Here is a 23,282-nt window from a genome sequence, read left to right as displayed (position 1 = left end):
CATTTCATGACAAACCTCAGCGACTATAACGCTCCCCGTGACAATTTTCTTCCTCTGGGTTCCCGGGGAACCGCCCCCTCTCCCGAGGAGANATCCCGGAACGCGCCTCCGGGAGAAAACTCCCGCCTCGATTTTATCTTTGTCACCGGTGACGCCTACGTGGACCACCCCTCCTTCGGGCCAGCTCTGCTGGGACGGCTTCTGGAAGACCGGGGGTACCGCGTGGGAATTCTTGCACAACCCGACTGGCGTTCCTGCGATGATTTCCGCAGCCTGGGGCGACCGCGCCTGGCCTTTCTGGTGAGCGCCGGGAACATGGACTCCATGGTGGCAAATTATACCGTTTCGGGCAAACCTCGTCGGCAGGATGCCTACAGCCCCGGCGGAGTGGGAGGGAAACGCCCCGATCGTGCGACGCTGGTCTACTGTACCCGTCTGAGGGAAGCCTTCAAGGATATCGATATCATCATCGGCGGGATCGAGGCATCGTTGCGTCGCTTTGCCCACTATGACTACTGGTCCGATTCACTCCGGCGATCCATTCTGATAGACTCCAAGGCGGACCTGCTCCTCTACGGCATGGGAGAGCGGGCACTCCTGGAGGTTGCAGAAGAGCTGGCCCGGGGAAAACGCGCCCGCGATATCAGCCACGTGGCAGGAACGGTCTGGAAGTGCCGCACCAGCGACCCGGAACCGATCCCGGAAAAGCTCCTCCAGGCCTTTCCCGGCAGATCTCTCCGGAGCCTTCCCTCATGGGACGAACTGCGGGACCGGGATCGAGGGAAAGAGCACTACGCAGCGTCCTTCCGGGAACAGCACCGCAATACCGACGCGCTCAACGGGGACATTCTCAGCGAGAGCTACGGTCCCTGGCAGGTGGTGCAGAATCCTCCCGCGCTTCCGCTGGACGAGACCTTCCTGGACCGGCTCTACGAACTCCCCTATACCCGGACGTTTCACCCCGATTATCTCGACCAGGGAGGCGTTCCCGCCATCGAGGAGGTCCGGTTCAGTCTGGTCTGTAATCGGGGCTGCTTCGGGGGATGCACCTTCTGTGCCCTCACCTACCACCAGGGGAGGCGNATACAGTCCCGGAGCACNGCAAGCCTCCTGCGGGAAGCTCGCCTGCTCACAACCCTGCCCGGTTTCAAGGGCTACATCCACGACGTGGGAGGCCCCACGGCGAACTTTTTCCGCCCGGCCTGCGAGAAACAGCTCGATCGGGGGGTCTGCAAGGACCGGCAGTGTCTGGTGCCAAAGCCGTGCCGGGAACTTCGGGCNGATCACCGGGAATACCTGGAGGTCCTGAGGNAAATCAGGGCAGTTGCGGGGGTGAAAAAGGTCTTTGTCCGTTCGGGGGTGCGGTTTGATTACGCCCTGCTGGACCGGGACGAGTCTTTTCTGCAGGAACTCTGCCACCATCACATCAGTGGCCGCCTGAAGGTAGCTCCGGAGCACATATCGGCCCACGCTCTGCAGGCCATGGGCAAACCCGGCGCTGCCGTGTATCAACGCTTTCAGGAACGGTATCAGGCGATCAACCGTTCTCTTGGCCTCCCCCAGCAGCTGATCCCCTACTTTATCTCGAGCCATCCCGGCACATCCCTGGCCGATGCGGTGGAACTGGCGGAACATTTTCATGCCTCCCGCATCTCCCCCGAGCAGGTTCAGGATTTTTATCCCACCCCGGGCACCCCCGCCACCTGCATGTATTATACCGGCATNGATCCCCGCACGGGAACGAGCGTGCCCTCAGCAAAAACTCCCCGGGAGAAGGCGATGCAGCGAGCTCTCCTGCAGTACCGGGACCCGAAAAACTGGCATCGCGTCCGGGAAGCGCTTCAGGAGGCGGGCCGGGAAGACCTGATCGGCTGGAAGAAACACTGTCTTATTCCACCCGAGCCGCCAGGGAAACATCAGAGAGCGGGCAAACCCCCGGNAGGAAACTCTCAGCCCGGGAAACCGGGACGAACGAAAACAGCCCCTGCNCCGCCACAAAGCAGCAGGCCAAAGAAGACTCACTCCTCCCGCAGAAGCTCTTCCAGGGGACGGGGGCGGCCGTAATAGAACCCCTGACCGATACCAACCCCCATCTTTAGCAGCTGATCCCGGTGTTCCGGGGTCTCGACAAACTCGGCGATCAGCTCCACTTCGGCCTGATCGGCAAAACTCACGACCCAGTCGACNAGCTTCCGGGCGCGCTCGCTGACAACGATGTCGCGGACCAGCGTGCCGTCGATCTTTACAAAATGAAAATCCAGCTCGCTCAACCGGCGGAGATTGGAATAGCCGCTCCCAAAGTCATCGATAGCCGCGCGAGCCCCGCAGGAACTGATTTTTTTNAGGAAATCACGTATCTGGGAGAAGTCGCTCCCCTCCTCCTGCTCCACCAGCTCGACAAGCAGGTGCCGGGCAAAATCGGGGTGGGCCGAGAGCATTGCCAGGGTGTGTTTCACCACCTGGGGGGTCTCGATATCGACACTGGAAAAGTTCAGGGAATAGAGGCAGGGCTTCGCCTGAAAGGCNCGGTACACCTGATCGATCATTGCCATGGTCAGCTCGGGGTAGTAGCGGCTGCTTTTTGCTACCTGCAGAAACGACCCCGGCAGGAGAATCCGGCCTGCTGAATCCTTGATGCGCATCAGGCATTCGTAGCCGACAACCTGCTCTGTTCCGAGATCTACCAGGGGCTGAGCGTAGGCTGTTACTTGCTCCTCCCGAAGAGAGTTTCTGATCGACGTGAGAGTCTGAAGGTTGCTCCTGATGACCTCCCGATGCTGAGCCACCACCTCGCCGGCAAAAACCAGGGAGGGAGCGGTCCCCGGGACCTGGCTGTCAGCAAAGGCGATCAGGCCGTCTTCCAGAACGCTCTTTCCGGGCAGNCTTACCACGAGCCGGAACTCACAGGTGAAGAGNAGGTTCTCTACCTCGAACTCTTCTGCCACCAGATATCGTTCGAAGGCCCGCATGATAACGGGAGCAGACTCGCCGTCGATATAATTTTCCGCATCCAGGAACCGGAGAACCAGTTCGCCCCGGTCAATCACGTAGAGACGGCACTCCACCCGGAAGATCGACCGGGCGATCTCTTCGATCCGGGCGCACAGCGACCGCTCCAGTTCATCTCCTATTCCGGCGCCGTAGAGATGTCGCACCTCCACCACCTGCCGGGAACGGATAAAGAGAAGCGGATTGACCCCCTCCTCGTTTTCCACATCCTCCTGCAGGGCCATCACGTTGGGACGCTCCGTTACGCGGTCGATAGTAGCCAGGACAAAACGGCGGTTTATCTCGGCCAGACGAAGATAGCTGGCGATCTGGGCTTTCAGTTGCACCGGATCGAAGGGCTTGTGTATGAAGTCCAGAACACCCGACTGGAAGGAGGAGAGCATTTTTTCCGGCGCCGTCTCTCCGGTGATCATGAGTATCGGNATCCGCGCGGCCAGGGGGTGCTGACGGATCGCCTCCACCGCCTCGGGCCCCTCCATAACGGGCATCCGGTAATCCATGAGGATCAGATCGGGCATGCAGGCGAGGGCCGCGCTGGCTCCCTCCTGACCGTTCTCGGCCTCGATCACCTCCACGGAGAGATCCCTCAGCATATCCACCAGGAGAGACCGGGAGGATTTACTGTCATCAACAACAAGCACAACCTGCTTTATGGATCGCGACATCACTGTATAGAGTAATCCAGGACCGGCACAGTAATCCAGAACTCGAGGCAGCAATCCGGAACGGGAGCAATACATCCAGGGTTGGCCACAGACGCCAGAGGAAGAAGACGCCAGAGAAAACAGACATCAGAAAGAGCAGGCGTCAGAAAGAAAAGACGTAGTAAAAGCAGGCACCACCACAATCATGAGAGGCAGACCCTTCCGAAAACACGCTCTCCCGGCCCGGAACTGAAGATCAAGACCGGTTTTTCCGGTACAGTAGGATCATGAAGGAATGGGATGTGATCATCATCGGCGCGGGAGCGTCGGGCCTTATGTGCGCGGCCCAGGCAGGACGACGGGGACGGTCGGTGCTGGTCCTCGATTCAGGCAAACGGCCGGGCCGGAAAGTCCTCATGGCCGGCGGGGGAAAGTGCAATTTTACAAACCTTCAGGTGGATTCACAGAACTTCCTCTCCCAAAACTCCCATTTCTGCAAATCCGCCCTGAGCCGTTACTCCCAGTACGATTTTATCGACCTGGTGGAGCGCTACGGGATTCCCTATCACGAACGTCAGGAGGGGCAGCTTTTCTGCGACCGCTCTTCGGCGGATATTCTGGAGATGCTCCTGCAGGAGGCCCGTTCNGGAGGCGCGGTGATTCGCATGAACCAGACCGTGCAGGAAGTACTGCGTACCGGAGGGCTGTACCGCGTGGTAACAGCTGCGGAGAGCTGGACCGCCGCCTCGGTGGTGGTTGCCACGGGAGGGGTTTCCCTTCCCGCTGCCGGAGTCTCACCCCTGGGGTTCAGGATAGCCCGGAACTTTGATCTTCCGCTGATTCCCCCCGGCCCGGCTCTGGTCCCTTTCACGTGGCAAACCCGGGAGAAGGCGCTCTTCCAGCCCCTGAGCGGCGTTTCCCTCCCCGTGACGGCCCGATGCGGTGACCACTCCTTCACGGGCGATCTGCTCTTCACGCACCGCGGCACGAGCGGCCCCGTCTCGCTCCAGCTTTCCACATACTGGGATCAGGGCCAGGAGATTATNGTAGATTTCCTTCCCCGAGGGGGTGTGGATGAACTTCTGGCAGAGAGTCTCAGGGAACATCCGGACAAGACCCTTCTGAATACTCTCAGTGTGCATCTTCCCCGTCGTCTGGTGAAGGCTTTACTCGACCGACGGGATATCGGGTCGATGCCGATCAGAACCCTTTCTCCGGGAGATATCAGAAAGATCGCCGAAGCGATCCAGGCCGTCTCCTTCGTGCCTCAGGGAACCGAGGGGTACCGCACCGCCGAGGTCACGCGCGGCGGCGTCAGTACCGAAGCACTCTCGTCGAAGACCATGGAAACAAGGACGATGGANGGTCTCTTTTTTATCGGCGAAGTGGTAGACGTAACGGGTCAGCTTGGCGGATATAACCTGCAATGGGCCTGGAGTTCCGGTTGGGCCGCAGGGCAGCACTGCTGATTCCCGGTTTCTCCCCGAAGGACCAAATCCCGGAAAACACAATCCCGGAAGACCTGAAAAAAGGACAGTAAAAAAGTTGGTTTTTGCGTCTCCACTCTGGAAATATCCCGAGCCATGACGTAGCCTTTCTTCATGAGTGCTTCAGAAAAAACCGGCTCCTCCCCCGATGCCCCTCCGAAGGCCTCCCACGGTGGCTCTCCCCAGACTACAGTCCGGGAACATCNGCGCGTCCCGCCCCTGCACAGCATAAAAACCAGGCTTGTGGTCGCCTTTGTCTCCCTCACCCTCCTCTCTTCGGTTGTGATAGGGGGGTCCGTAGCGCTGCGGGTGATATCGCAAACGCGTAGCGACTATCAGGAGATGGTGGAACAGCAGCTGGCCATTACCAACCAGGCGGTGAACAACTATATCGACAACATCAGCTATAACACCGAGATGATGGCATCGCTTCCCCTGGTTCGTGAGGCTGACACCAGGATAACCACCTACGTTGACAAAACAGGACCGGGAGGGAGCATCCCCATGCTTCCCCTGGAAGGCGATCCCTACCAGGCAGACCTGTACCGGGTCTTCGAGACCTTCGTCACCGCTCACCCGGCGGTCTTCACAGCGAGCCTGGGGGTAGANGAGCACGGCGGGTTNGTTCAATACCCCGCCCGGAACCGGGGTGACGGCTACGACGCCCGGACCAGATCGTGGTACCGACAGGCGTCGGCCAACCGGCAGGAAGTCTCCTTTTCAAACGCCTACACCACCTCCACAGGCGAGCTCGTCATCTTCGTGGTGAAGGCCGTTCACGACAGGGACAACCGCTTCAGGGGCGTCCTGAGCATCGACATCGATCTGAGAGACCTCTCCGATATGGTACGCAACATCAGAATCGGCCAATCCGGCTATGTGGCAATCACCGACAGGGAGGGAAACGTCCTGGCCCACCCCCACAGACCCGAACTGGCGGGAGAACACATCTCGAAACTGGGGATACCCCGCTTCGCGGACTTTGGTGCTCTCGGCGATGAACCCTTTGTAGCGCCCCTGGAGAACGGGCAGAATCACTGGATCAGGGTACGCGCCTCGGACAACCAGCAGTTCCCGGTACGGTTCGTCGTCTTTATCGATGAGAGAGAGTTCTATACCACGGCCAATGCCATCGTGCGCAGAATCATCGTTATCAGCCTGCTCTTTCTCCTGGCTGCCTTCGGGATCGCCTATTTCATTTCCTCCCGGGTTCTGGCCCGAAATATCTTACGGGCCACCCAGGCCATGGGGGAACTCGCCCAGGGCGATGCCGATCTTACCCGGGGGCTCACCGTCCAGTCCCGGGACGAGATCGGACTCCTGGCCCGGGAGTTCAACCTTTTTCTGGAAAAACTGCGGGGTCTCGTCGCCGACGTGAGGGTTGCCGTAGAGGAGACGGAGCTCATNGAATCGACCATGGGCAGTTCNACCGAGGAAACCTCATCGGCCATCGAAGAGATCAGCGCCACCATGGCACATATATCCCGCCAGATTCAGGAGATGGACAATCAGGTGGAACAATCGGCCTCATCGATGAACCTCATNAACACCAACCTCCAGAGCATGGANGAGCGGATCACCGATCAGGCCGCTATGGTAGAGCAGAGCACGGCCGCCATAACCCAGATGATAGCCTCCCTGGGAAACGTGGCCCAGATTACCCGGGCAAAACTCAAGAGCACCGAGAGCCTGGCCCAGCAAACCGAGGTCGGAAGGACCAGCATCGAGGAGACGGCATCGATCTTCCAGAGCGTGGTAACCCACATCGGCTCGATCCAGGAGATGGCCGAGACGATAAATAACATTTCCAGCCAGACCAACCTCCTCTCCATGAACGCCGCAATCGAGGCAGCCCATGCAGGAGACGCCGGCCGGGGCTTCTCCGTGGTAGCCGAGGAGATCCGCAAGCTTGCAGAATCGAGCGCCGAATCGGCCTCGCGAATAACCAGGCTGATCCAGGAGATCACCAGCGCCGTTCAGCGGACGAGCGAAACCGTGAGCAACACCACCACCGTGCTGGATGCAATCTCCCAGGATGCCCGCGATACGGTGAACGCCTTCAGCGAGATCGACCACTCCATCAGCGAGCTGAATACCGGGGGTCAGCAGGTCCTGGAAGCGAGCGAGGAGATTAACGAGATCACCATTCGGATCCGGGAAGGAAGTCGCGAGATCAGCCAGGGTGCGGAACGCTCCCTGGCCGTAGCGGCCAGGGTCCAGACGATCTCTTCGGAGGTTACCGGAGGCGTTGCCGAGGTCAAGATCGGCACCGACGAGATCGTTCTGGCGATTCAGGAGATCGTGGAACTTTCGAAGAAACTCTCCGAAGTCATCGGGAAGGTCAAGGAAGGATTCGGCCAGTTCCACATCTAGCCCGACCGCTTCGGAAGCAGCCCTGCCGGTTCAAGACCCGTCCGGCAGGGTCCTCTTTCTCCGCTCCTGATGATCCTGGACTGTTGTATCGCTACCGCCGTTGCAGGTGCTACCGAACCAGTGGAGCAAGCTCGCGGAGATGTTCCAGCCCCCGGAGCAGGCTCTCCCGTGAAGGTGCGCAGATCGTCCCGTGGCCGATCTTGCGCCCCGGTCGGGGAGCCTTGCCGTAGCTGTGGTAGTGGGAATGAGGTATCTTCAGCACAGCCTCCTGTGCCGGCGCAGCTCCGATAAAGTTTACCATGCCGGAATGCCCCTTTCGTGAGGTGTCCCCCAGGGGCAGCCCGGCAACCGCNCGGAGATGGTTCTCAAACTGGCTAACCCCCGCTCCCTCGATCGTCCAGTGTCCCGTGTTATGGACGCGGGGCGCCATCTCGTTGGCAACCAGGCCCCGGGGAGTATCAAAAAGCTCCAGAGCCAGAATCCCCACGTAGCCAAGGCGCTCCAGGAGCGAACCGGCCATATCTTCGGCCTCCCGCTGACGCAGGTCGGAATCGGTACTGCACGAATAGTGGAGAATTCCCCCCTGGTGGGTGTTCTCACTTACAGGATAGAAGGCAATCTCTCCGGCCCGCGAACGAAGGGCAACGATGGATATCTCGCGGGAGAACTCGGCAAACCCCTCAAGAATGGCGGGGGCTCCCCCCAAAGCCTCCCAGGCATCAGGGATCTCTCCCCGGGATCGCAGCAGCACCTGTCCTTTGCCGTCGTAGCCCAGGCAACGCGTTTTTACCAGCGCCGGGAGTCCCAGCGCATCCACCGCCTCGCGGAGCGCTTCGAGGGAATCCACCGCTACAAAGGGAACGACCGGGATTCCCAGATCGCGGAAGAGTTCCTTCTCGGTCAGGCGGTCCCGGGAAAGCGCGAGGGCCTCCGAAGGAGGATACACGGGGAGATGCTCCTCAAGAAGACGAACGCTGGGGGCAGGAACGTTTTCAAACTCGTAGGTCACCACATCGGCTACCCGGACGAGCTGCTCCAGCGAGGGTCTGTCCTCGTAGGCGCCGACAATGTGAGATGCCGCAACGTGCGCACAGGCATCCGGAGCCGGGTCGAGCACAACGCATTCGATCCCCAGGGGATGACCCGCCAGGGCGAGCATTCTGGCCAGCTGGCCGCCTCCGAGAATACCAACCCTCATAGCTCCTCCCGGGGATCGGGGTGAGCAAGAACCGCTTCGGTCTGATGCAGGCGGAAGGCTTCCAGCGCGGCCCCGATCTCGGGATGGTTGAGTGCCAGGATCGAGGCAGCAAGAAGCGCAGCGTTCACCGCCCCGGCCCGGCCTATCGCCATGGTACCCACCGGGACCCCTGCGGGCATCTGCACGATGGAGAGGAGCGAGTCCACNCCCTGCAGCGTTCTGGACTGAACGGGAACACCCAGCACGGGGAGAATCGTCTTGGCCGCAGTCATCCCGGGGAGGTGGGCTGCGCCACCGGCACCGGCGATAATCACCTCAAGACCCCGTCCCTGGGCCTCTTCGGCGTAGCGAAAGAGTTTGTCCGGAGTTCGGTGAGCCGAGACGACCTCGATCTCACAGGGGATCTTCAGAGCCTCCAGGGTCTCTGCTGTATGCCGCAGCGTATCCCAATCAGAACGCGAACCCATTATCAACCCCACCAACGGCTCCATAGTCCCTCCCGGAAAAATCTCTCGATCGTGTGCTCCCCGATCGGGGCAAGCGGCAGACCGGCCCAGGCCGTTCCGTACCGATTACCGATCATGGGAAATCCCGAGGAGTATAAACTGTTTCGTCAGAACGGGGGAAGATTGACCGGACACAGGGCATTCCTCAGGCGATAATCTTCAGGGGAAACAGCAGCGACGTCTTTCGCCCCTCCGAACAGGACACCGAGAGTTCTCCCTTCAGCTGCCGCGCCAACTGCTCCACCAGGGTCTGGCCCAGGGAAAACTCGCGTTCCCCGGAGGTCACGGCACCTACTCCCCGGTCCCACACAAGGAGTTCGGCCTTGTGTGTAGGGACCTTGCGAAAAACGATACCCAGAACTTTCCTTCCCTCAAAGCCCGGGGGATAGGCGTGCTTGAGCACGTTTGTGACAAGTTCGTTCAGGATCAGGCCACAGGGAATCGCCTCGGTGATCGAGAGGTCCACCTCCTCTACCAGAGAATCCAGGACGATTCCCCGGTCCCGGGCCGAGTAGGCCAGATAGAGCTCCTGCAAGATATCACCAATGTAGCTACCAAAATTAACGTGGGAAAGGCTCTCGGAGCGATAGATCTTCTCGTGGACCAGCGCCATGGAGCGGATCCGCCCCTCGGCCTCCATGAAAGCCTGTTGAGCCTCTTCCTGGGGGACCTGAAGGCTCTGGAGATTCAGAAGGCTTATGATCATCTGGAAGTTGTTTTTCACNCGATGGTGAACTTCCTGGAGGAGNACTTCCTTCTCCCGCAGGGATTCGCGCANGGCCTGCTCCCTCGCCTCCAGAACACCTCCCATGGAGATAAAAGCCTGATGGAGCGTTTCCACCTCCCGGAAGCTCGCCGCCTCCCCAGCAAAGCGATATTCCCCGGAACTGATCTGCTCGGTTTCTGCCACCAGNCGCTTCACCGGTTTCAGAATGCGCCAATACAGGTAAAAGGAGATCAGCGTGCCCNAGAAGAAGACCGTNACCAGCACCGCCAGGGCAGTGACCATCATCATTCGTACCGGAGCACGCGCCTCAGCACTTTCCTGAAGGAGCGAGAGCGACCAGCCCGAAGGTTCGATATGCACCGAGAGCCCCTGGTAGGATCGCCCGTCCAGGTAAAACTGCCCGATCCCACCGAAGCCGTAACGAGGGTCACCGGGATGAGGCAGCTGGACAATATTACGCATCTCCTGGACATAACTCGGGTCGGGGTGAGCGATCACGGTCTGAACCTGATCCCTGACGAGGACGAACCCCGTCTCCCCCAGGCGAATCCCCGATACGATGCTCCCCAGAACCGAAAGGTCGAGAAATCCCACCAGAACCGATTCATTCAGGGAAAGCGAGATCGTTGCCGTGGGAGATCCCGTTTCGAGCGATACGAAGGCCCGGGACCAGAGGGGCTTCTCACCTGTGGCTCGCTCCAGAAAGAAGGGTTGTCGAGACATATCCACCCCCGCCTGTTCGGGGTTGGCCGGAAAAGAGGCCCGAACGACCCCCTCCCGATCCAGAAGGGTAAGCCCCCTGAAAAAATCGTAGTTCTTCACGAGCCGTTCCAGGTGGGGCTGTGCATGGTGGGCGCCCGAGATTCCCCCGGCATCCAGCAAGACCACCCGGGCGTAGGTCAGTATATTTTCCGCCTCGAAGGCTACCCTCGAGACCCGGCTGGCTATCTCCCGCGAGAGCAGGTGCTGGGTCTCCAGCACCTGCTGCTCCAGAACTCTGCGCAGGGTTGAATAGCTCACCCCTCCCAGGAAGAGCAAGGGAATCACCGTAGAGAAAAGATACAAAAAGAGGAGTATCTGCTTCAGNCTGGAGAATATCTTCACCTCTTCCCCTCATCCCCGAGAGGATCGACAGGCCCGACGATGCGAAAGGCTCCATTCCTCACTTCCATGCGGTACAACTGACGCAACACATCACCATACCTGTCAAAGACGATAGGCCCCAGGATCCCTGGAAACTCCCGGCGCGCCAGGAGAGCGGGTTTGATCTCCTCCCGCTTCCAGGCATCCTCAAGAAGGGCGATCAGCACCCGGGCTGCCTCGTAGGAGAAGCTCGCAGCAAAGCTGGGCTCCTCGGAAAACCGCTTGCGGTAGGCCTCACGGAACTCCTCTCCTTCGGGGCCGGAGTTATCGTGAAGATACCGGTTGAAGAAAACCATTCCTTCCACCGCGTTGCCCCCGTGGGCGATCAACTCCTCCGTCATGGCCCAGCTACTGGAGAGTAGTGGCATTCCGGGAATCTGCAGGCGAACCTGCTGGGCAATCCGCGCCGCATCGTGGGCGCCCGTTGCAAGAAATACCCCGTCGGCACCGCTCTCTGCCAGGTTCTCCACAAGGGCGGAGAAACGGACCCCCGGCCCCGACCGATAGGAATCGACCCGTACGATCTCTCCACCCAGAGTCTCGAAGCGCTCCCGAAGCCCCNGGTAAAAGGGATGCGCATAGCCCCTGTTGGCTTCATCGTAGATCACAGCAGCTCTCCGGAACCCCGCAGTGGTGTAACTATAGTCCGCAAGGCGACGGGTCTCCTCGAGATTGGATTCCATCACCCGGAAGAAGAAATCGTCCAGCCCCGTCAGGGCGTCCCCGCTCACGGTAGGGGAGATCAGCACCAGCCCCAGCTCAGCCGACGGTTCGCGCAGGGCCAGGGCGATCTCGGTTGTCATGGGACCGATCACCGCTACAACCCCCGCATCGGCCAGCTCGTGAAGACGGGCCACAGCGCGGTCGCGCTCCTGTCCCGTATCCCGGACAAGTAACTTCAGGGGACGACCCCGAACCCCTCCCCGGGCGTTCTGCTCTTCTACGGCCAGAGTAACGGCGTTGCGCCCGGCCCTGCCCAGATCGGAGAGACTTCCCGTGAGACTTCCCAAAAATCCAAGAGAGACAGGCTCTGTCTCTCTGCAGCCGGAGAAAAGGAAAAGAGAAAAGAGGAGCAGTACGAGCAGTACCGGCGAAGATCCGGAATTACGCTTTCTNTTGCTCCGGATAACTCGGGGAAGAAATCGGGAAACCTGGCGGAGATAGCNGAAAAAGAACGTCATCGCTTCCCCTCCTCACCTTAATGGTAAGACCCCGGGGAAGGCAGGTCAATGGAACGCGACCAGTTCGTCCGGCTTCAGGATCTGCGGTGGTGACACCCCGCAGAGGACTTGTTCCGCAAAGCAGCCTTCACGATAAGCGAGGCGCTCACCACGGCGTTGCGGAGTTCCAGAATCCTGCGGTTGAGCCGGGCCTGCCGGTAGAACTTCATGATCCGGTGCGTGTGATACGCCAGATCGGCGTCGGCCCGGCGCAACCCCCGCTCGGTGCGGATAATGCCGGCGTAGTTCCACATGGTAAGCTGGATCAGCTTCATGTCCTGGTCCACCAGCAAGGGATCCACCTCTTCAGAAGACGCGGGAGCCTCCCAATCGCGGAGAGTTTCCAGGCGGGATGGTTCTATGGCGTAACCCCGGGAAACGATATGCCCCGCGGCCCGAAGCCCCCAGAAGACCCCCTCGAGCAAAGACGTCGAAGCCAGACGATTAGCCCCGTGGATACCTGTGCAGGCCACCTCTCCCAGGGCATAGAGGTTCTTTATCGAGGACCTGCCAAAAAGATCNGCCTTTACACCTCCACAGAGGTAATGGGCNGCCGGTACGATGGGAATGGGATCGCGGGAGATATCCACGCCACCCCGGAGGCAGGTCTCGTATATCGTGGGGAACCGTTCCCGGATGGGCTCCCTGCCGGAGTAATGGCTGGCAAGATCCAGAAACATGCATTCTCTCCCCGTGCCAGCCATGCGATCGTAGATAGCTCGGGAAACCACATCCCGGGGTGCCAGATCTGCCAGCGGAGAGTACTCCTGCATAAAAGGGACCCCCCGGTGGTCGACAATTTTCCCCCCTTCGCCACGCAGGGCCTCGGATATGAGAAACCGCTTGATGTCACTGTGGAAAAAACAGGTCGGATGGAACTGGACAAACTCCATATGGATCGTCTCTGCACCCGCCCGATGGGCCATGCTGATCCCGTCGCCCGTAGCGAGAGGGGGGTTCGTGGTGTGATGAAAGAGATTTCCGCCACCTCCGGTTGCCAGAATGACGGCATGGGCACACCAGGTCTCGACCGCGCCGGAGGCGTGATCCAGCACGTAGAGGCCCATCACCTCGCGATCGGCGAAAACCTCCTGGGCATCACGGGAATGATGATCGTTGGTGATGATATCGACGGCGGTACGACCCGCCAGAAGCGGAATGTCCAGATCCCGGGCNCGGGCAAGAAGCGCCTCTTGTAAGGTCTTGCCGGTGCGGTCATTGTCGTGAGCTACCCTGCGCACGCTGTGGGCGGCCTCACCGGTATAATGGAGAACTCCTTCACCGGTTTCTGCCAGCCGCGCGCCCACACGGCCCACCAGAAAATCCTGNACCAGCTCGGGGGCCTCCCGGGCAAAGAGTTCCACCGCATCCCTGCGATTATACCCGCCACCGGCCCGGATAATATCATCCCGAAGAAGCCCCTCGGAATCGTCGGGGCAGGCTGAAACCACCCCNCCCTGGGCATAGCGGGTATTGGTCTCCAGGGGATCATCCTCCTTGGTGATNACCACCACGGAGAGACCCGACTCTTTCAGCCTGATCGCGCAGGAAAGACCTGCAATCCCGCACCCTGCAATGAGNGCATCGTAGACGCGCCGCATAGCCACTCCGGAAAACCGGCTATCCCCGTTCCACGATGGCTATCATCTTCTCCAGAGCCCGCCGGGCATCCCGGACAAGGAGCGGATCCACCCGGACTTCCTGAAAGAGCTCCCCCGTTCCCTGAAGGAACTCCTCCACAGAGCGAACCGCCCGNGCCGTATTGGCGGCCGTAACCTTTGCCATATTGCGGCANAGCGAAGCCTTGAGGGGGATAACCCGCTTGTCGGGATTATCCCGGGCCAGGGTTTTNACAAAATTGAGCTCCGTTCCGATGATCCAGGAAGAACCCCGGGGAGACTCGGCCACNGNATCGCGGATCTCCCGGGTAGAGCCCCAGGAATCGGCCAGGGCTACCACCGAGGCGTCGCACTCGGGGTGGACCATAACTCTGGCCCCGGGGTTCGCCTCCCTGAGNAGCTNCACATCGCGGGGGGTNAAGGCCACGTGAACGGGACAATGNCCGTCCCAGAGAAAGAGCCTCGGCTCCTCCTGACCGGAACAGTCGGGCTCAGGGGTCTCCCGGGAGACCCGCANGATCTGCTCCGGGGGGATCCCGAGAGCTCCGGCCACATTGCTGCCCAGATGGTAATCGGGAAAGAAAAAAACACTCTGCCCCTGGTCAAGATAATGGCGCAGTATCGACGTGGCGTTGGAGCTGGTGCACACAGCACCACCCTGNTCTCCGCAGAGGCCCTTTGTGGCGGTGTCGGAGTTCATGTAGACCACGGGAACAACGGGCCGGGATGATGCGTTCTGAAGGCGTGTCAGAACATCCCGGGCCGTTGCGGCATCGATCATGTCAGCCATGGGGCATCCCGCAGCGGTCTCGGGCATAAGAACCCGCTGGTGGTCACCGGCGAGGACCCGTGCTCCCTCGGCCATGAACCGGACCCCGCAAAAGACGATAAACTCNGCGTCGTTTCTGCTCACGTCAACAGCGAGCTTATAGGAGTCACCCACACAATCTGCCAGATCCACTACATCGCTGGCCACGTAAAAGTGGGCGGGAATCAAAAGCCGCGACCCGAGGCGCTCCTTCACACCAAGAATGTCAAAGAGCGCCGTTCCCTGATCTTCTACTCGTTCCACTGGTACCGCCTGGGGGGATAGATGATGCCGACTCACAGCACAGGCCCGGCGCCTCCCGGGAGGAGGTTTTCTCCCGGCCCGATCGGAACGNCCGTGACCGACAGGGCCCTTTCAGTTCGGCCTGCGATATACGCGCAAGCTGAAATCCACGGGCAACACCGTGTGTGTCAGCATCCCGAATGATATATAATCAACCCCCGTCGGGGCAACCCGGGCTATACGCTCCCTGGTCATCGTCCCCGAGGCCTCGGTTTCCGCCCGGCCAGCCACGAGCTTCACGGCCCGGGTCATCTCGTGATCGCTCATGTTGTCGAGCATGATCCGGTCAACTCCGCAGGCCAGGGCCTCCTNGACCTCTTCAAGTCTGCGGGCCTCCACCTCAATCCTGTACCGGCTCCCCCAGCGGGACCGTACGCGCTCCACCGCAGAGGTGATTCCCCCCGCCGCGTCGATATGGTTATCCTTGATCATGACCATATCGTAGAGACCGGTTCTATGGTTCTCTCCCCCGCCGCAGCGGACGGCGTACTTCTGGAGCAACCGGTAGCCCGGCAGGGTCTTGCGGGTATCGAGNAGACCGGCTCTGCCGTCCAGAGCACGAAGGAATTCGGCCGTTCGGGTTGATATTCCCGACAAATGGGAGAGAAAATTCAGAGCCGTCCGTTCGGCCTGAAGTATCGATCGAACAGCCCCCTCCAGGAAAGCAACCGTCTCGCCCCGGGGAAAGGAATCGCCGTCATCGTACGTCCAGCTCACCGTGACCGCAGGATCAACCCGGGCGACCACGGCGGAGACNACATCCTTCCCGCAGAGCACTCCCGCACCTTTGGCAACAAGATGGTAGCGTTCCCTCTCGTCGCTGAAAATTGCCTCCGAGGTAACATCGAGCCCTCGGGGAGGGAGTCCACCCAGATCCTCTTCCAGAGCCCGGTCAATCAGTTCGGGCAAACCCTTCTGGTAATCTTCTTCACTGTTCATGAGCTTCTGACCCAGAATAGCCCTGCTCCCGGGATACCGCAAGGGGGCCCCCAGCCTCAACGGTATTGCGCCCCCGCTTTTTTGCCCGATAGAGGGCCTGATCGGCCTGCCGGAGCAGCCGACCCACCCCCGACTCGGGGTCCTCCCCGTCACCGGGAATCGCTGCGGCAACTCCCAGACTGATCGTGAGAACGCCATCGATCCCGCGGGGATGGGGAATACGCGCACCACGGACCCTTTCACAGGCCCGCAGCGCTACCTGGTAGGCCCCCTCGCAGGTGGTATCCGGGAGAAGCAGGACGAATTCCTCGCCCCCGTAGCGGGCAAGATAATCATCNCGCCGGTGAGGCTCGGTNCAGAGCAATCGGGAAACCTCTTGCAGTGCCCGGTCCCCTGCCTGGTGACCGAGGGTGTCGTTGTACTGCTTGAAATGATCGATGTCGACCAGCACCAGCGCCAGCGAGGTTCTTTCCCTGTNGTGCCGCTGCCACTCCTGGATCACCTTCAGATCGAACCCCCGGCGATTCCAGAGGTTTGTCAGCCCGTCGCGGTGAGCTTCGTGTTGCAACAGCGCCAGGGAAAGCCGGTAATCCACNACCCTTCGGGANAGGGCNAGAGAGTTGGCAAGGACAAANAGGAGCGTTCCCCAGGGGCTCAGCCATACAAGAGGACGTGCGCCTCGCAGAAGATGAATTCCGTCAGAGAGCCCGCAGAGAGCCCAGACAAGGACACCTCCAGCCACGAGGAGGGCTCCTCCCCGGGGAATCGTGCGTGCACGCCAGAGAGTTCGCGCCGTCACAACAGCCCCCCAGNAGACCCAGGGTATGGCAAGCACGGCCAGATCGAGCTTCCAGCGCAGGGGAGTCACCAGGGATAATCCCAGAAGAACCAGCAAACCAGCCACGGGCCAGGCCATCTCCCGCAGGGAGAGCTCCCGGGGAAANAGTCGTTGCAGNAAGATAAAATAGAGAGCGGGGAACCCCAGAAGCAATAGTCCCTGAAGATGGATCAGGGNCAATCCCTTGAGCANCCCCAGGGTGGCCAGAACCATCTCGCCCTGGAGCGTTCCCAAAAACAGGGCGGCCGTCACGCAGATCAGAGAGAAAAAGGGATGGCGCCAGTCCCTGCGCGAAGCGGGAAAGAGGAGAAGGTGAAACGCACCAGCCAGAAGCAAGGCTCCCTTCAGCAGACCATCGCGGAACAGCCGCGACCCCCGCGCGCGCTGAAGGGTCTCCATCTTCCCCACCACGGGGGCGGTCAGGGCGCCCCCACCGTAGGGGTGAACGGCGTTATCGAAGGCCAGCACCAGATCGACCTCACCATTCCCGTCAGGTAGCAGAGGAAGTACCAGGCTCCGCTCCATCCTGATCGGGGACACCCCGGACGTATCATCAGGGAAACCGGCAGAAAAAAGGAGATCCCCGTTTGTCCAGGCCCGAAGTCCTCCCTGAATAAGGGGTATTTTTATGNCCGAAAGCCCCTTCCGGGGTAGCCCTCGCAGCACCGCCCGATACGTGATGGGGCCAGACATGTAGCGCTCACCCGAAGGAAGATAGAAGCGCCCCCGGGGCGGAGGAACCCCCAGGAGCGTCTGGTCGGCGGGATCGGGCGGATGCGCTGCGGGAGGTCGGTACTCGCCAGCCAGAACAACCCACTCCCCCGCCAGGGGGAAGGTTGCGCCTTCCATGTCCCGGGGGAAGAGGAAAACCCCGCCTTCCAGGGTTGCCTGAACACTCCTGCGGGGCCCCGCCCGCAGAAAAGACGTCGGCGATGAACACCCCGCCAGAGAAACCACGAAGGCCAGCACGAACGCTGCTACCACCAGACGAAGCGGGAATAGCGAGAAAAGATTCCGGAGAAAGACCCTGGGGCTCTGCGTCATGAGCGCATAATAGTACCACAAGCAAGGCCCCTTGAGGAGATCCGTCTCTATCCCTTTTTTCTCTCTGTCCCCTCCCGTGGCGGGGACGTTTCCCGGGGATCACCCAGCAGGGATTCTTCGATGGTCGAAACCGCCGCGATAAAGGCTGGATCGCTCCTCCGGCGGGGGCGCGCCAAATCGAGCGCCCGATCGTGGAGGATCCTCCCCTCGCCCATGGTAAGAACCCTGTCCGCCAGAAGCACGGCCTCGCTGATATCGTGGGTCACAAGAAGAACCGTCGGTTCCGTCGCCTCCCAGAGNCGGGAAAGTTCCTGCTGGAGCTGGAGTCGCGTAATTGCATCGAGCGCGCTGAAGGGCTCATCCAGGAGCCAGAGAGAACGCCTCTGGCACAGGGCTCTGGCCAGATTCACCCGCTGGGCCATCCCACCGGAAAGCTGGTAGGGGTACGCCGAGCCCCAGCGATCCATTTTTACGAGTTCCAGCGCTGCCCGAAGCCGTTCCTCCCGTTCNGGAGCCGCGAGAGATTCCCTGCGAAGGGCCAGCAACAGATTCTGCCGAACCGTGAGCCACGGCAGCAGCCGGTCATCCTGAAAAACCAGGGCAGCGTGGTGGCGGCGATCGGGATCGGCAGCACCTCCAAAGGAGATACTCCCCCGATCGGCCCTGCGAAGCCCCGCTATGAGTCGCAGCAGGGTCGTCTTGCCGCACCCGCTGGCGCCGACGATCGCCGTGAACGTCCCCGAATGGACTGTCAGGTTCAGGCGATCCACGGCCAGAACCGACCGATCCCGACTGGTATACTCACAGGAGAGATCCTGTACCTCAAGAGAGATCATACCTCAGCCTCCTGTGATCTCGGGTCGGACCAGGGAGTGAGCCTTCGCGCAAGCCAGTGCAGAAGAGAATCAAAGAAAAGACCCAGCACACCGATGGTAAGTATTCCCAGGACAACTCTATCGGTCCTGGCCATCTCCTGGGAGTCCAGAATGAGATAGCCCAGCCCCGCTGCTGCAGCAAAGAGCTCAGCCCCCACCAGGGCTCTCCAGGCGTAGCCGAAGCCGATCCGCAAACCCGTTANGATGTANGGAAGCGCGCCGGGAAGCAACACAAAGAAAAGGCGCTCCCAGTACCGCAACTCCAGAGAGAGAGCCAGTTCGTGCCACCTCCCCTCCACGCGCTCGAGACCATCGTAGGCGTTCAGAAAGATGGGGAAAAAACTGGCCATTACGATTACGGCGAGCTTGGAAGCCTCGCCGATACCAAACCACAGGATAAGCATGGGAATAAGCGCAAGCGGCGGAGTAGCACGAAGAAATGCCAGAATCAGGGAGAACCGCTGGGACCAGCGGGGCCAGTGATGAAAGATCAGAGCCAGAGGCAACGCAACCACCAGGGTAAGCCCGTATCCGGAAAAAACTCTGCCAAGGCTCACCGAGATATGACGAACCAGAACTCCCGACTCGAGAAGCCCCCGGGCGGCCTGCCACACCTTCCAGGGAGAGGGGATCAGATAGGGATGAACCATGCCGGCCCGNCTCAGCCCCCACCAGAGACAGAAGAGGAGAGCGGGGACCCAAAGCCTGCGTAGCAGAAACACCACCAGCCGTTTCACGTCGCACCGCCTCCGGGGACAGGGCGGGAAGTAAAGAGCTCACCCTCTTCCATCTGCAGGATATGACGGGCAGTCTCTTCCTTGTACCTGCGGTACTGCTCCTGCTCCCGGGCCGTTCCGGCCCCTTCCTGAAAGCGCTCGACCTGTTCCCGGAAGCGATCATCGATGAGATCCCGCGAGGGCCAGTAGCCCCTGCGTCGCTGACCGACCTGTATCTCCAGATAAAACCGCCCTCCCGGAACGGGAGGGGCCTCATCGGGTCCTGCCGAGGGGTCAATCACCAGTCGCTCCGGATGGCGCGAGGGCACCCGGGTAACCAGCTCGAGGGCTTCGAGGATCCCCTCCCCGGGGAAGGCCGTGAGGAGCACCAGCTCCTCACGGTCGGGAGGGGCGTCGGGCGACAACTCACGGAAAGCCCGGGAAAAGAGCCGGGTCATGATGGCCGAAGCGATAATATTCCTGTACCCCAGGAACGCGAAGACCTGCTCCCAGGAAAAGGACACCTGGTAGCCTTCATCCAGAAGTACCAGGAGAGACCGATCACCCCCTCGAGGAAGCTGTTCACTGAGCAAGGGCCGCCTCGTTCACAAAAGTCCTCGGATCCAGACCGGTCTCGATCATTCCCTGGGCACGCAGAAACTCCACATCATCGACGAGACTCACCAGGTCATCCGGGGAGAGGTGCATGGTAAAATCACCCCATTCAAAGAGCTTGCGGGCATCCTCCAGAGAAATCTCGTGCTCGGCAGCCCCGATGGCTATCGCCTCCTCGGGATAGGCCTCGATAAAGGCCAGGGCCCGCTCCTGCACCCGGCGGTAGCGATCCACCAGATCGGGATGCCGCTCCAGAAACCGGGGCCGGACACCCACCACGAGTTTCGGCACGACGTACCCCTCGGCGGTGGCGATCAGGGAGTAACCCGCTTCCTGGTTGCGAATGATCAGACTCGCCGCCTGGAGCGCCGCATCGACCTCCCCCGCCAGGAGAGCCATCCGGGCCTGGGGAAGCCCCATGGAGAAAAACTCGATATCATCTTCGCTCATACCGTGGGCATCGAGGGCAGAGACCAGGATCTGGTGCAGCACCGTCCCCTTGGGCCCTGCCACACGAGCTCCCCGCAGCTCTGCCACCGACGAGGGACCATCGGGCCCTGCCATAATACCGAAGGTCTGGCGGGGTCTGCTGAACCCCGAGGCGATAATTACCTCGTTCCCGGCAGCATTGGAGAGAATCACCGATGTACTGTTGATCACCGAGGCGATATCGAGGCTCCCAGCGGCGAGCGCAGTTGCCTGGTGCGCCCCCGAGGTGATCTCGTGCCAGTTGACGGTGATCCCCAGAGGAGCAAATTCCTCTTCCAGGAGCCCCTTCTCGCGCATGACGATGATGGGCAGATTAAAGGGAGAGGTCACGTAGGAGACATTAATCTCCGAGGGAATTTCGGCCTCCCTGCGCCCGGCCGAAACAAAAAGCACAGAACTAACCAGCACCAGAAGCAGTGCAGAAACAGATACGGTGGTAGACCGTTTCATGGGAAACCCCTTTCGTCTATTCTTGAGAAATNATGACTTGGGTTATAATCAATACACCGTTTTAGGTCAATAACATTATTCGCTTAACCTAACTATATTCTCCCTTCCTGTCCGGGGGGGGTATCAGAAACACCAGAGCGGCCCCCATGAGGAGAGAAAACCCCAGAAAAAGCCCCTGGAATCCCACGGTATCCACCAGAAGCCCCCCCGCAACGGGCCCGGCCACGAGAGCGGTCTGGGACGCCGCATAGTACAGGCCTGTGTACAACCCCAGCCTGCGGCCTCCTCCCATATCCCAGAGCAGGGGCAGGCAGTTGGTCGTCAGGATCACCCAGGCCGCACCCAACAGAAGCAGCAGCACCCAAAAGACCAGAAGCGCCCCCCCCGAGCCGTCTGCACCCCTCCGGGCGTTCAGCCACGCCCCCACCCCCACCAGAACGAGCACCACCAAAGCCAGACGCATCATCCTTCTCCGCCCCCACCGCGCCGCAAGAACACCCCCGGGAATAGCCCACAGCGTCTGCGACACCGCGAGCATACCGTACGAGAGGGTGGCACCGGCCTCCCCTGCCCCCAAATGGTCCCTCGCGTAGGTGGTAAGAAAGGGAACCACCAGCATCCAGGCAAAAAACCAGCAGAGTACAGCCAGAAAAACAGGCAAGGATCCCCCGGAGCCGGCCGAGATGATCTCCCGGAGAGACGCTCCTATCCCGGGGCTCTCCCGATCATCACCTCCAGAGGCGGAGACCTCCAGTGTTTCCCGTACCTTCACAAAAAGAAAGACCGTGGAAACGAGAATCAGGAGAGCGATGATCCAGAAGGGCAGCACTCTCCGGAGATCACCCCACCCCGGGAGGGGCACCACCACGGCGATCAGCGGAGCCAGCAGCACCGTAGACGTCATTCCCGCGACCCCGGCCATCATGTTGATTACCCCGTTTGCGCGGGAGCGGTGCCGGGAAGGAATCAGATCGGGCATGAGCGAGACAACGGGTCCCCGTGCGGCGTGGCGGAAAAAGTTCATCGCCGCCAGGGAAGCCACCAGGGCCACAAGACTTCTGTGGGCAGCCAGGGGAACCACAGCCAGGGAGAAGGCGGCCAGGGGAAAGAAGAAGACAATATAGGGCATCCGCTTTCCCAGGGGCGTGCGGGTTCGATCGGAAAGCGTTGAAAAGAGGGGAATCACCAGGGGGGCAATCAGATTCAGGACACTCAGGACAGCCCCCACCGAGGCCGACGTGGAGAGATAGTCGCCCAGCATCAGCGGGATATAGGCGCTGTACATGGGTTCGATCAGCGCCACTGTAAAAAAACCGCTCCCTATCACGAGGGAGCGGCGGTAAACCCACCGGGGGGAAAGGTCCCCGGTTGTGATCTCATCGTTTTTCATCGCTCTCTGCCCCGATGAGAGTGGTGAGCTATTTTTCAGACTCCGTCAACCCCTTCACAAAAAGCTTCTGCATGCTCAGCACGATAATGATCGTGGGAATCATGGCGATGATGGTAATAGCCATCACGATATGCCAGTCCGCCTGATGGTCGGCCGTGGCCAGCATCCGGCTCAGACCGATCATGAGCGTCCAGAAACGCCGCTCCGTCGTGGCGATCAGGGGCCAGAGATACTGGTTCCAGCCGTAGACAAACTGGATCACCACGAGCGTTGCAATAGGTGTCCGCGACATGGGAACCAGGATGGAACGGAAAAATCTCATGGGGGTGGCCCCGTCCATCTTTGCCGCTTCTATCAGCTCATCCGGTATGGTCATGAAGTACTGACGAAAGAGGAATGTCGCCGTGGCCGAGACCGCCAGAGGCATGATCAGCCCGGGATAGCTATTGAGCAACCCCATATCGGAAACCATCTGATAGGTGGGCACGATACGAACTTCTACGGGGAGCATGAGCGTAAAGAGTACCAGCCAGAAGGCCACACCCCGACCGGGAAAGCGGAAAAAGACGATCCCGAAGGAGGAGAGGAGCGAGATAATTATCTTGGACACGGTAATTCCCACAGCCATGATGGCACTGTTCTGGACCATCACCATGGCACCGATCCCCTGGGCGCCGCCCAGACCCCGCCCCCCCACAAAGAAGGCACTGAAATAGTTGTTGAACAACTCCCCGCCCGGGAGGAAGGGCATGGGACGCTGGAAGATCTCCTCCAGACGCAGAGTCGACGCAACAAAAGTAATATAGATTGGAAAAATAACCACCAGGCACCCGATCAAGAGAAAGGTATGCCGGAATACCCGGGTTCGCAAAGGATCTGTAATCATCGC

At 60.4% G+C, this 23,282-nt stretch carries 18 protein-coding genes; 3 read left to right on the top strand and 15 right to left on the bottom strand.

Going from position 1 to position 23,282, the window contains the following annotated elements; translation table 11 throughout:
* The first annotated feature begins 6 nt into the window (after positions 1–6).
* Positions 7–2,064 carry a YgiQ family radical SAM protein gene (locus B071_RS0100180; protein ID WP_018525080.1) on the top strand — a complete coding sequence of 686 codons (2,058 nt, stop codon included), beginning with the start codon at positions 7–9 and terminating at the stop codon, positions 2,062–2,064.
* On the opposite strand, the gene B071_RS0100175 is transcribed toward B071_RS0100180, so the two are convergent.
* Positions 2,019–3,674: an EAL domain-containing protein gene (locus tag B071_RS0100175; protein WP_018525079.1), complete on the bottom strand. Its 1,656-nt coding sequence runs from the start codon at positions 3,672–3,674 to the stop codon at positions 2,019–2,021. The genes B071_RS0100180 and B071_RS0100175 overlap by 46 nt on opposite strands.
* Before the next feature lie 266 nt (positions 3,675–3,940).
* Here B071_RS0100175 and B071_RS0100170 point away from each other — a divergent pair, with 266 nt between their 5' ends.
* A complete protein-coding gene (locus B071_RS0100170; protein WP_026244854.1) occupies positions 3,941–5,122 on the top strand; it encodes a BaiN/RdsA family NAD(P)/FAD-dependent oxidoreductase in 1,182 nt (393 codons plus the stop codon).
* A gap of 132 nt (positions 5,123–5,254) precedes the next feature.
* Positions 5,255–7,513, top strand: a complete 2,259-nt coding sequence (locus tag B071_RS0100165; RefSeq protein ID WP_018525077.1) for a methyl-accepting chemotaxis protein — start codon at positions 5,255–5,257, stop codon at positions 7,511–7,513.
* Positions 7,514–7,622: 109 nt separating this feature from the next.
* Here the strand turns inward: B071_RS0100165 and B071_RS0100160 are convergent, their stop codons facing one another.
* The 14 genes from B071_RS0100160 to ugpE all read right to left on the bottom strand — a co-directional run bounded on the left by B071_RS0100160 (position 7,623) and on the right by ugpE (position 23,279).
* Positions 7,623–8,711 (bottom strand): 5-(carboxyamino)imidazole ribonucleotide synthase, encoded by a 1,089-nt coding sequence (locus tag B071_RS0100160; RefSeq protein WP_018525076.1) that lies wholly within the window; start codon positions 8,709–8,711, stop codon positions 7,623–7,625.
* Positions 8,708–9,178 carry a 5-(carboxyamino)imidazole ribonucleotide mutase gene (gene purE / locus B071_RS0100155; RefSeq protein WP_322785954.1) on the bottom strand — a complete coding sequence of 157 codons (471 nt, stop codon included), beginning with the start codon at positions 9,176–9,178 and terminating at the stop codon, positions 8,708–8,710. The genes B071_RS0100160 and purE overlap by 4 nt, the downstream gene beginning before the upstream one ends.
* A 184-nt stretch (positions 9,179–9,362) precedes the next feature.
* Positions 9,363–10,964 (bottom strand): sensor histidine kinase, encoded by a 1,602-nt coding sequence (locus B071_RS18015; protein WP_498365787.1) that lies wholly within the window; start codon positions 10,962–10,964, stop codon positions 9,363–9,365.
* Positions 10,965–11,044: 80 nt separating this feature from the next.
* Positions 11,045–12,268 carry an ABC transporter substrate-binding protein gene (locus B071_RS0100145; protein ID WP_018525073.1) on the bottom strand — a complete coding sequence of 408 codons (1,224 nt, stop codon included), beginning with the start codon at positions 12,266–12,268 and terminating at the stop codon, positions 11,045–11,047.
* A 74-nt stretch (positions 12,269–12,342) separates the two neighbouring features.
* A complete protein-coding gene (gene nadB / locus B071_RS0100140; protein WP_018525072.1) occupies positions 12,343–13,908 on the bottom strand; it encodes an L-aspartate oxidase in 1,566 nt (521 codons plus the stop codon).
* Positions 13,909–13,927: 19 nt separating this feature from the next.
* Positions 13,928–14,950, bottom strand: coding sequence for a quinolinate synthase NadA (locus tag B071_RS0100135; protein WP_438829509.1), 1,023 nt, complete (start codon positions 14,948–14,950; stop codon positions 13,928–13,930).
* Between the two features lie 159 nt (positions 14,951–15,109).
* A complete protein-coding gene (nadC, locus tag B071_RS0100130) occupies positions 15,110–15,976 on the bottom strand; it encodes a carboxylating nicotinate-nucleotide diphosphorylase (protein WP_018525070.1) in 867 nt (288 codons plus the stop codon).
* The gene (locus tag B071_RS20370) at positions 15,966–16,892 is read right to left on the bottom strand and encodes a diguanylate cyclase (protein WP_438829508.1); all 927 of its coding nucleotides are present in this window, start codon (positions 16,890–16,892) and stop codon (positions 15,966–15,968) included. Before B071_RS20370 ends, nadC begins: the two co-directional genes overlap by 11 nt.
* 1,013 nt (positions 16,893–17,905) lie before the next feature.
* Positions 17,906–18,694 (bottom strand): ABC transporter ATP-binding protein, encoded by a 789-nt coding sequence (locus B071_RS14940; RefSeq protein WP_018525068.1) that lies wholly within the window; start codon positions 18,692–18,694, stop codon positions 17,906–17,908.
* Positions 18,691–19,383 carry an ABC transporter permease gene (locus B071_RS0100115; protein ID WP_245534020.1) on the bottom strand — a complete coding sequence of 231 codons (693 nt, stop codon included), beginning with the start codon at positions 19,381–19,383 and terminating at the stop codon, positions 18,691–18,693. The genes B071_RS14940 and B071_RS0100115 overlap by 4 nt, the downstream gene beginning before the upstream one ends.
* An 83-nt stretch (positions 19,384–19,466) precedes the next feature.
* Entirely contained in the window at positions 19,467–20,042 is a 576-nt protein-coding gene (locus B071_RS0100110; protein ID WP_018525066.1) for a hypothetical protein, read from the bottom strand.
* Complete coding sequence (locus B071_RS0100105; protein ID WP_018525065.1) at positions 20,032–21,003, bottom strand: ABC transporter substrate-binding protein; 972 nt, start codon at positions 21,001–21,003, stop codon at positions 20,032–20,034. Before B071_RS0100105 ends, B071_RS0100110 begins: the two co-directional genes overlap by 11 nt.
* Positions 21,004–21,091: 88 nt before the next feature.
* Positions 21,092–22,393: an MFS transporter gene (locus tag B071_RS14935; RefSeq protein WP_018525064.1), complete on the bottom strand. Its 1,302-nt coding sequence runs from the start codon at positions 22,391–22,393 to the stop codon at positions 21,092–21,094.
* A gap of 28 nt (positions 22,394–22,421) precedes the next feature.
* A complete protein-coding gene (ugpE, locus tag B071_RS0100095) occupies positions 22,422–23,279 on the bottom strand; it encodes a sn-glycerol-3-phosphate ABC transporter permease UgpE (RefSeq protein ID WP_018525063.1) in 858 nt (285 codons plus the stop codon).
* Between the last annotated feature and the right edge of the window lie 3 nt (positions 23,280–23,282).

The organism is Alkalispirochaeta alkalica DSM 8900 (assembly GCF_000373545.1).
Lineage (GTDB): Bacteria > Spirochaetota > Spirochaetia > DSM-27196 > Alkalispirochaetaceae > Alkalispirochaeta > Alkalispirochaeta alkalica.
This window is presented reverse-complemented; position numbering and strand designations above follow the sequence as displayed.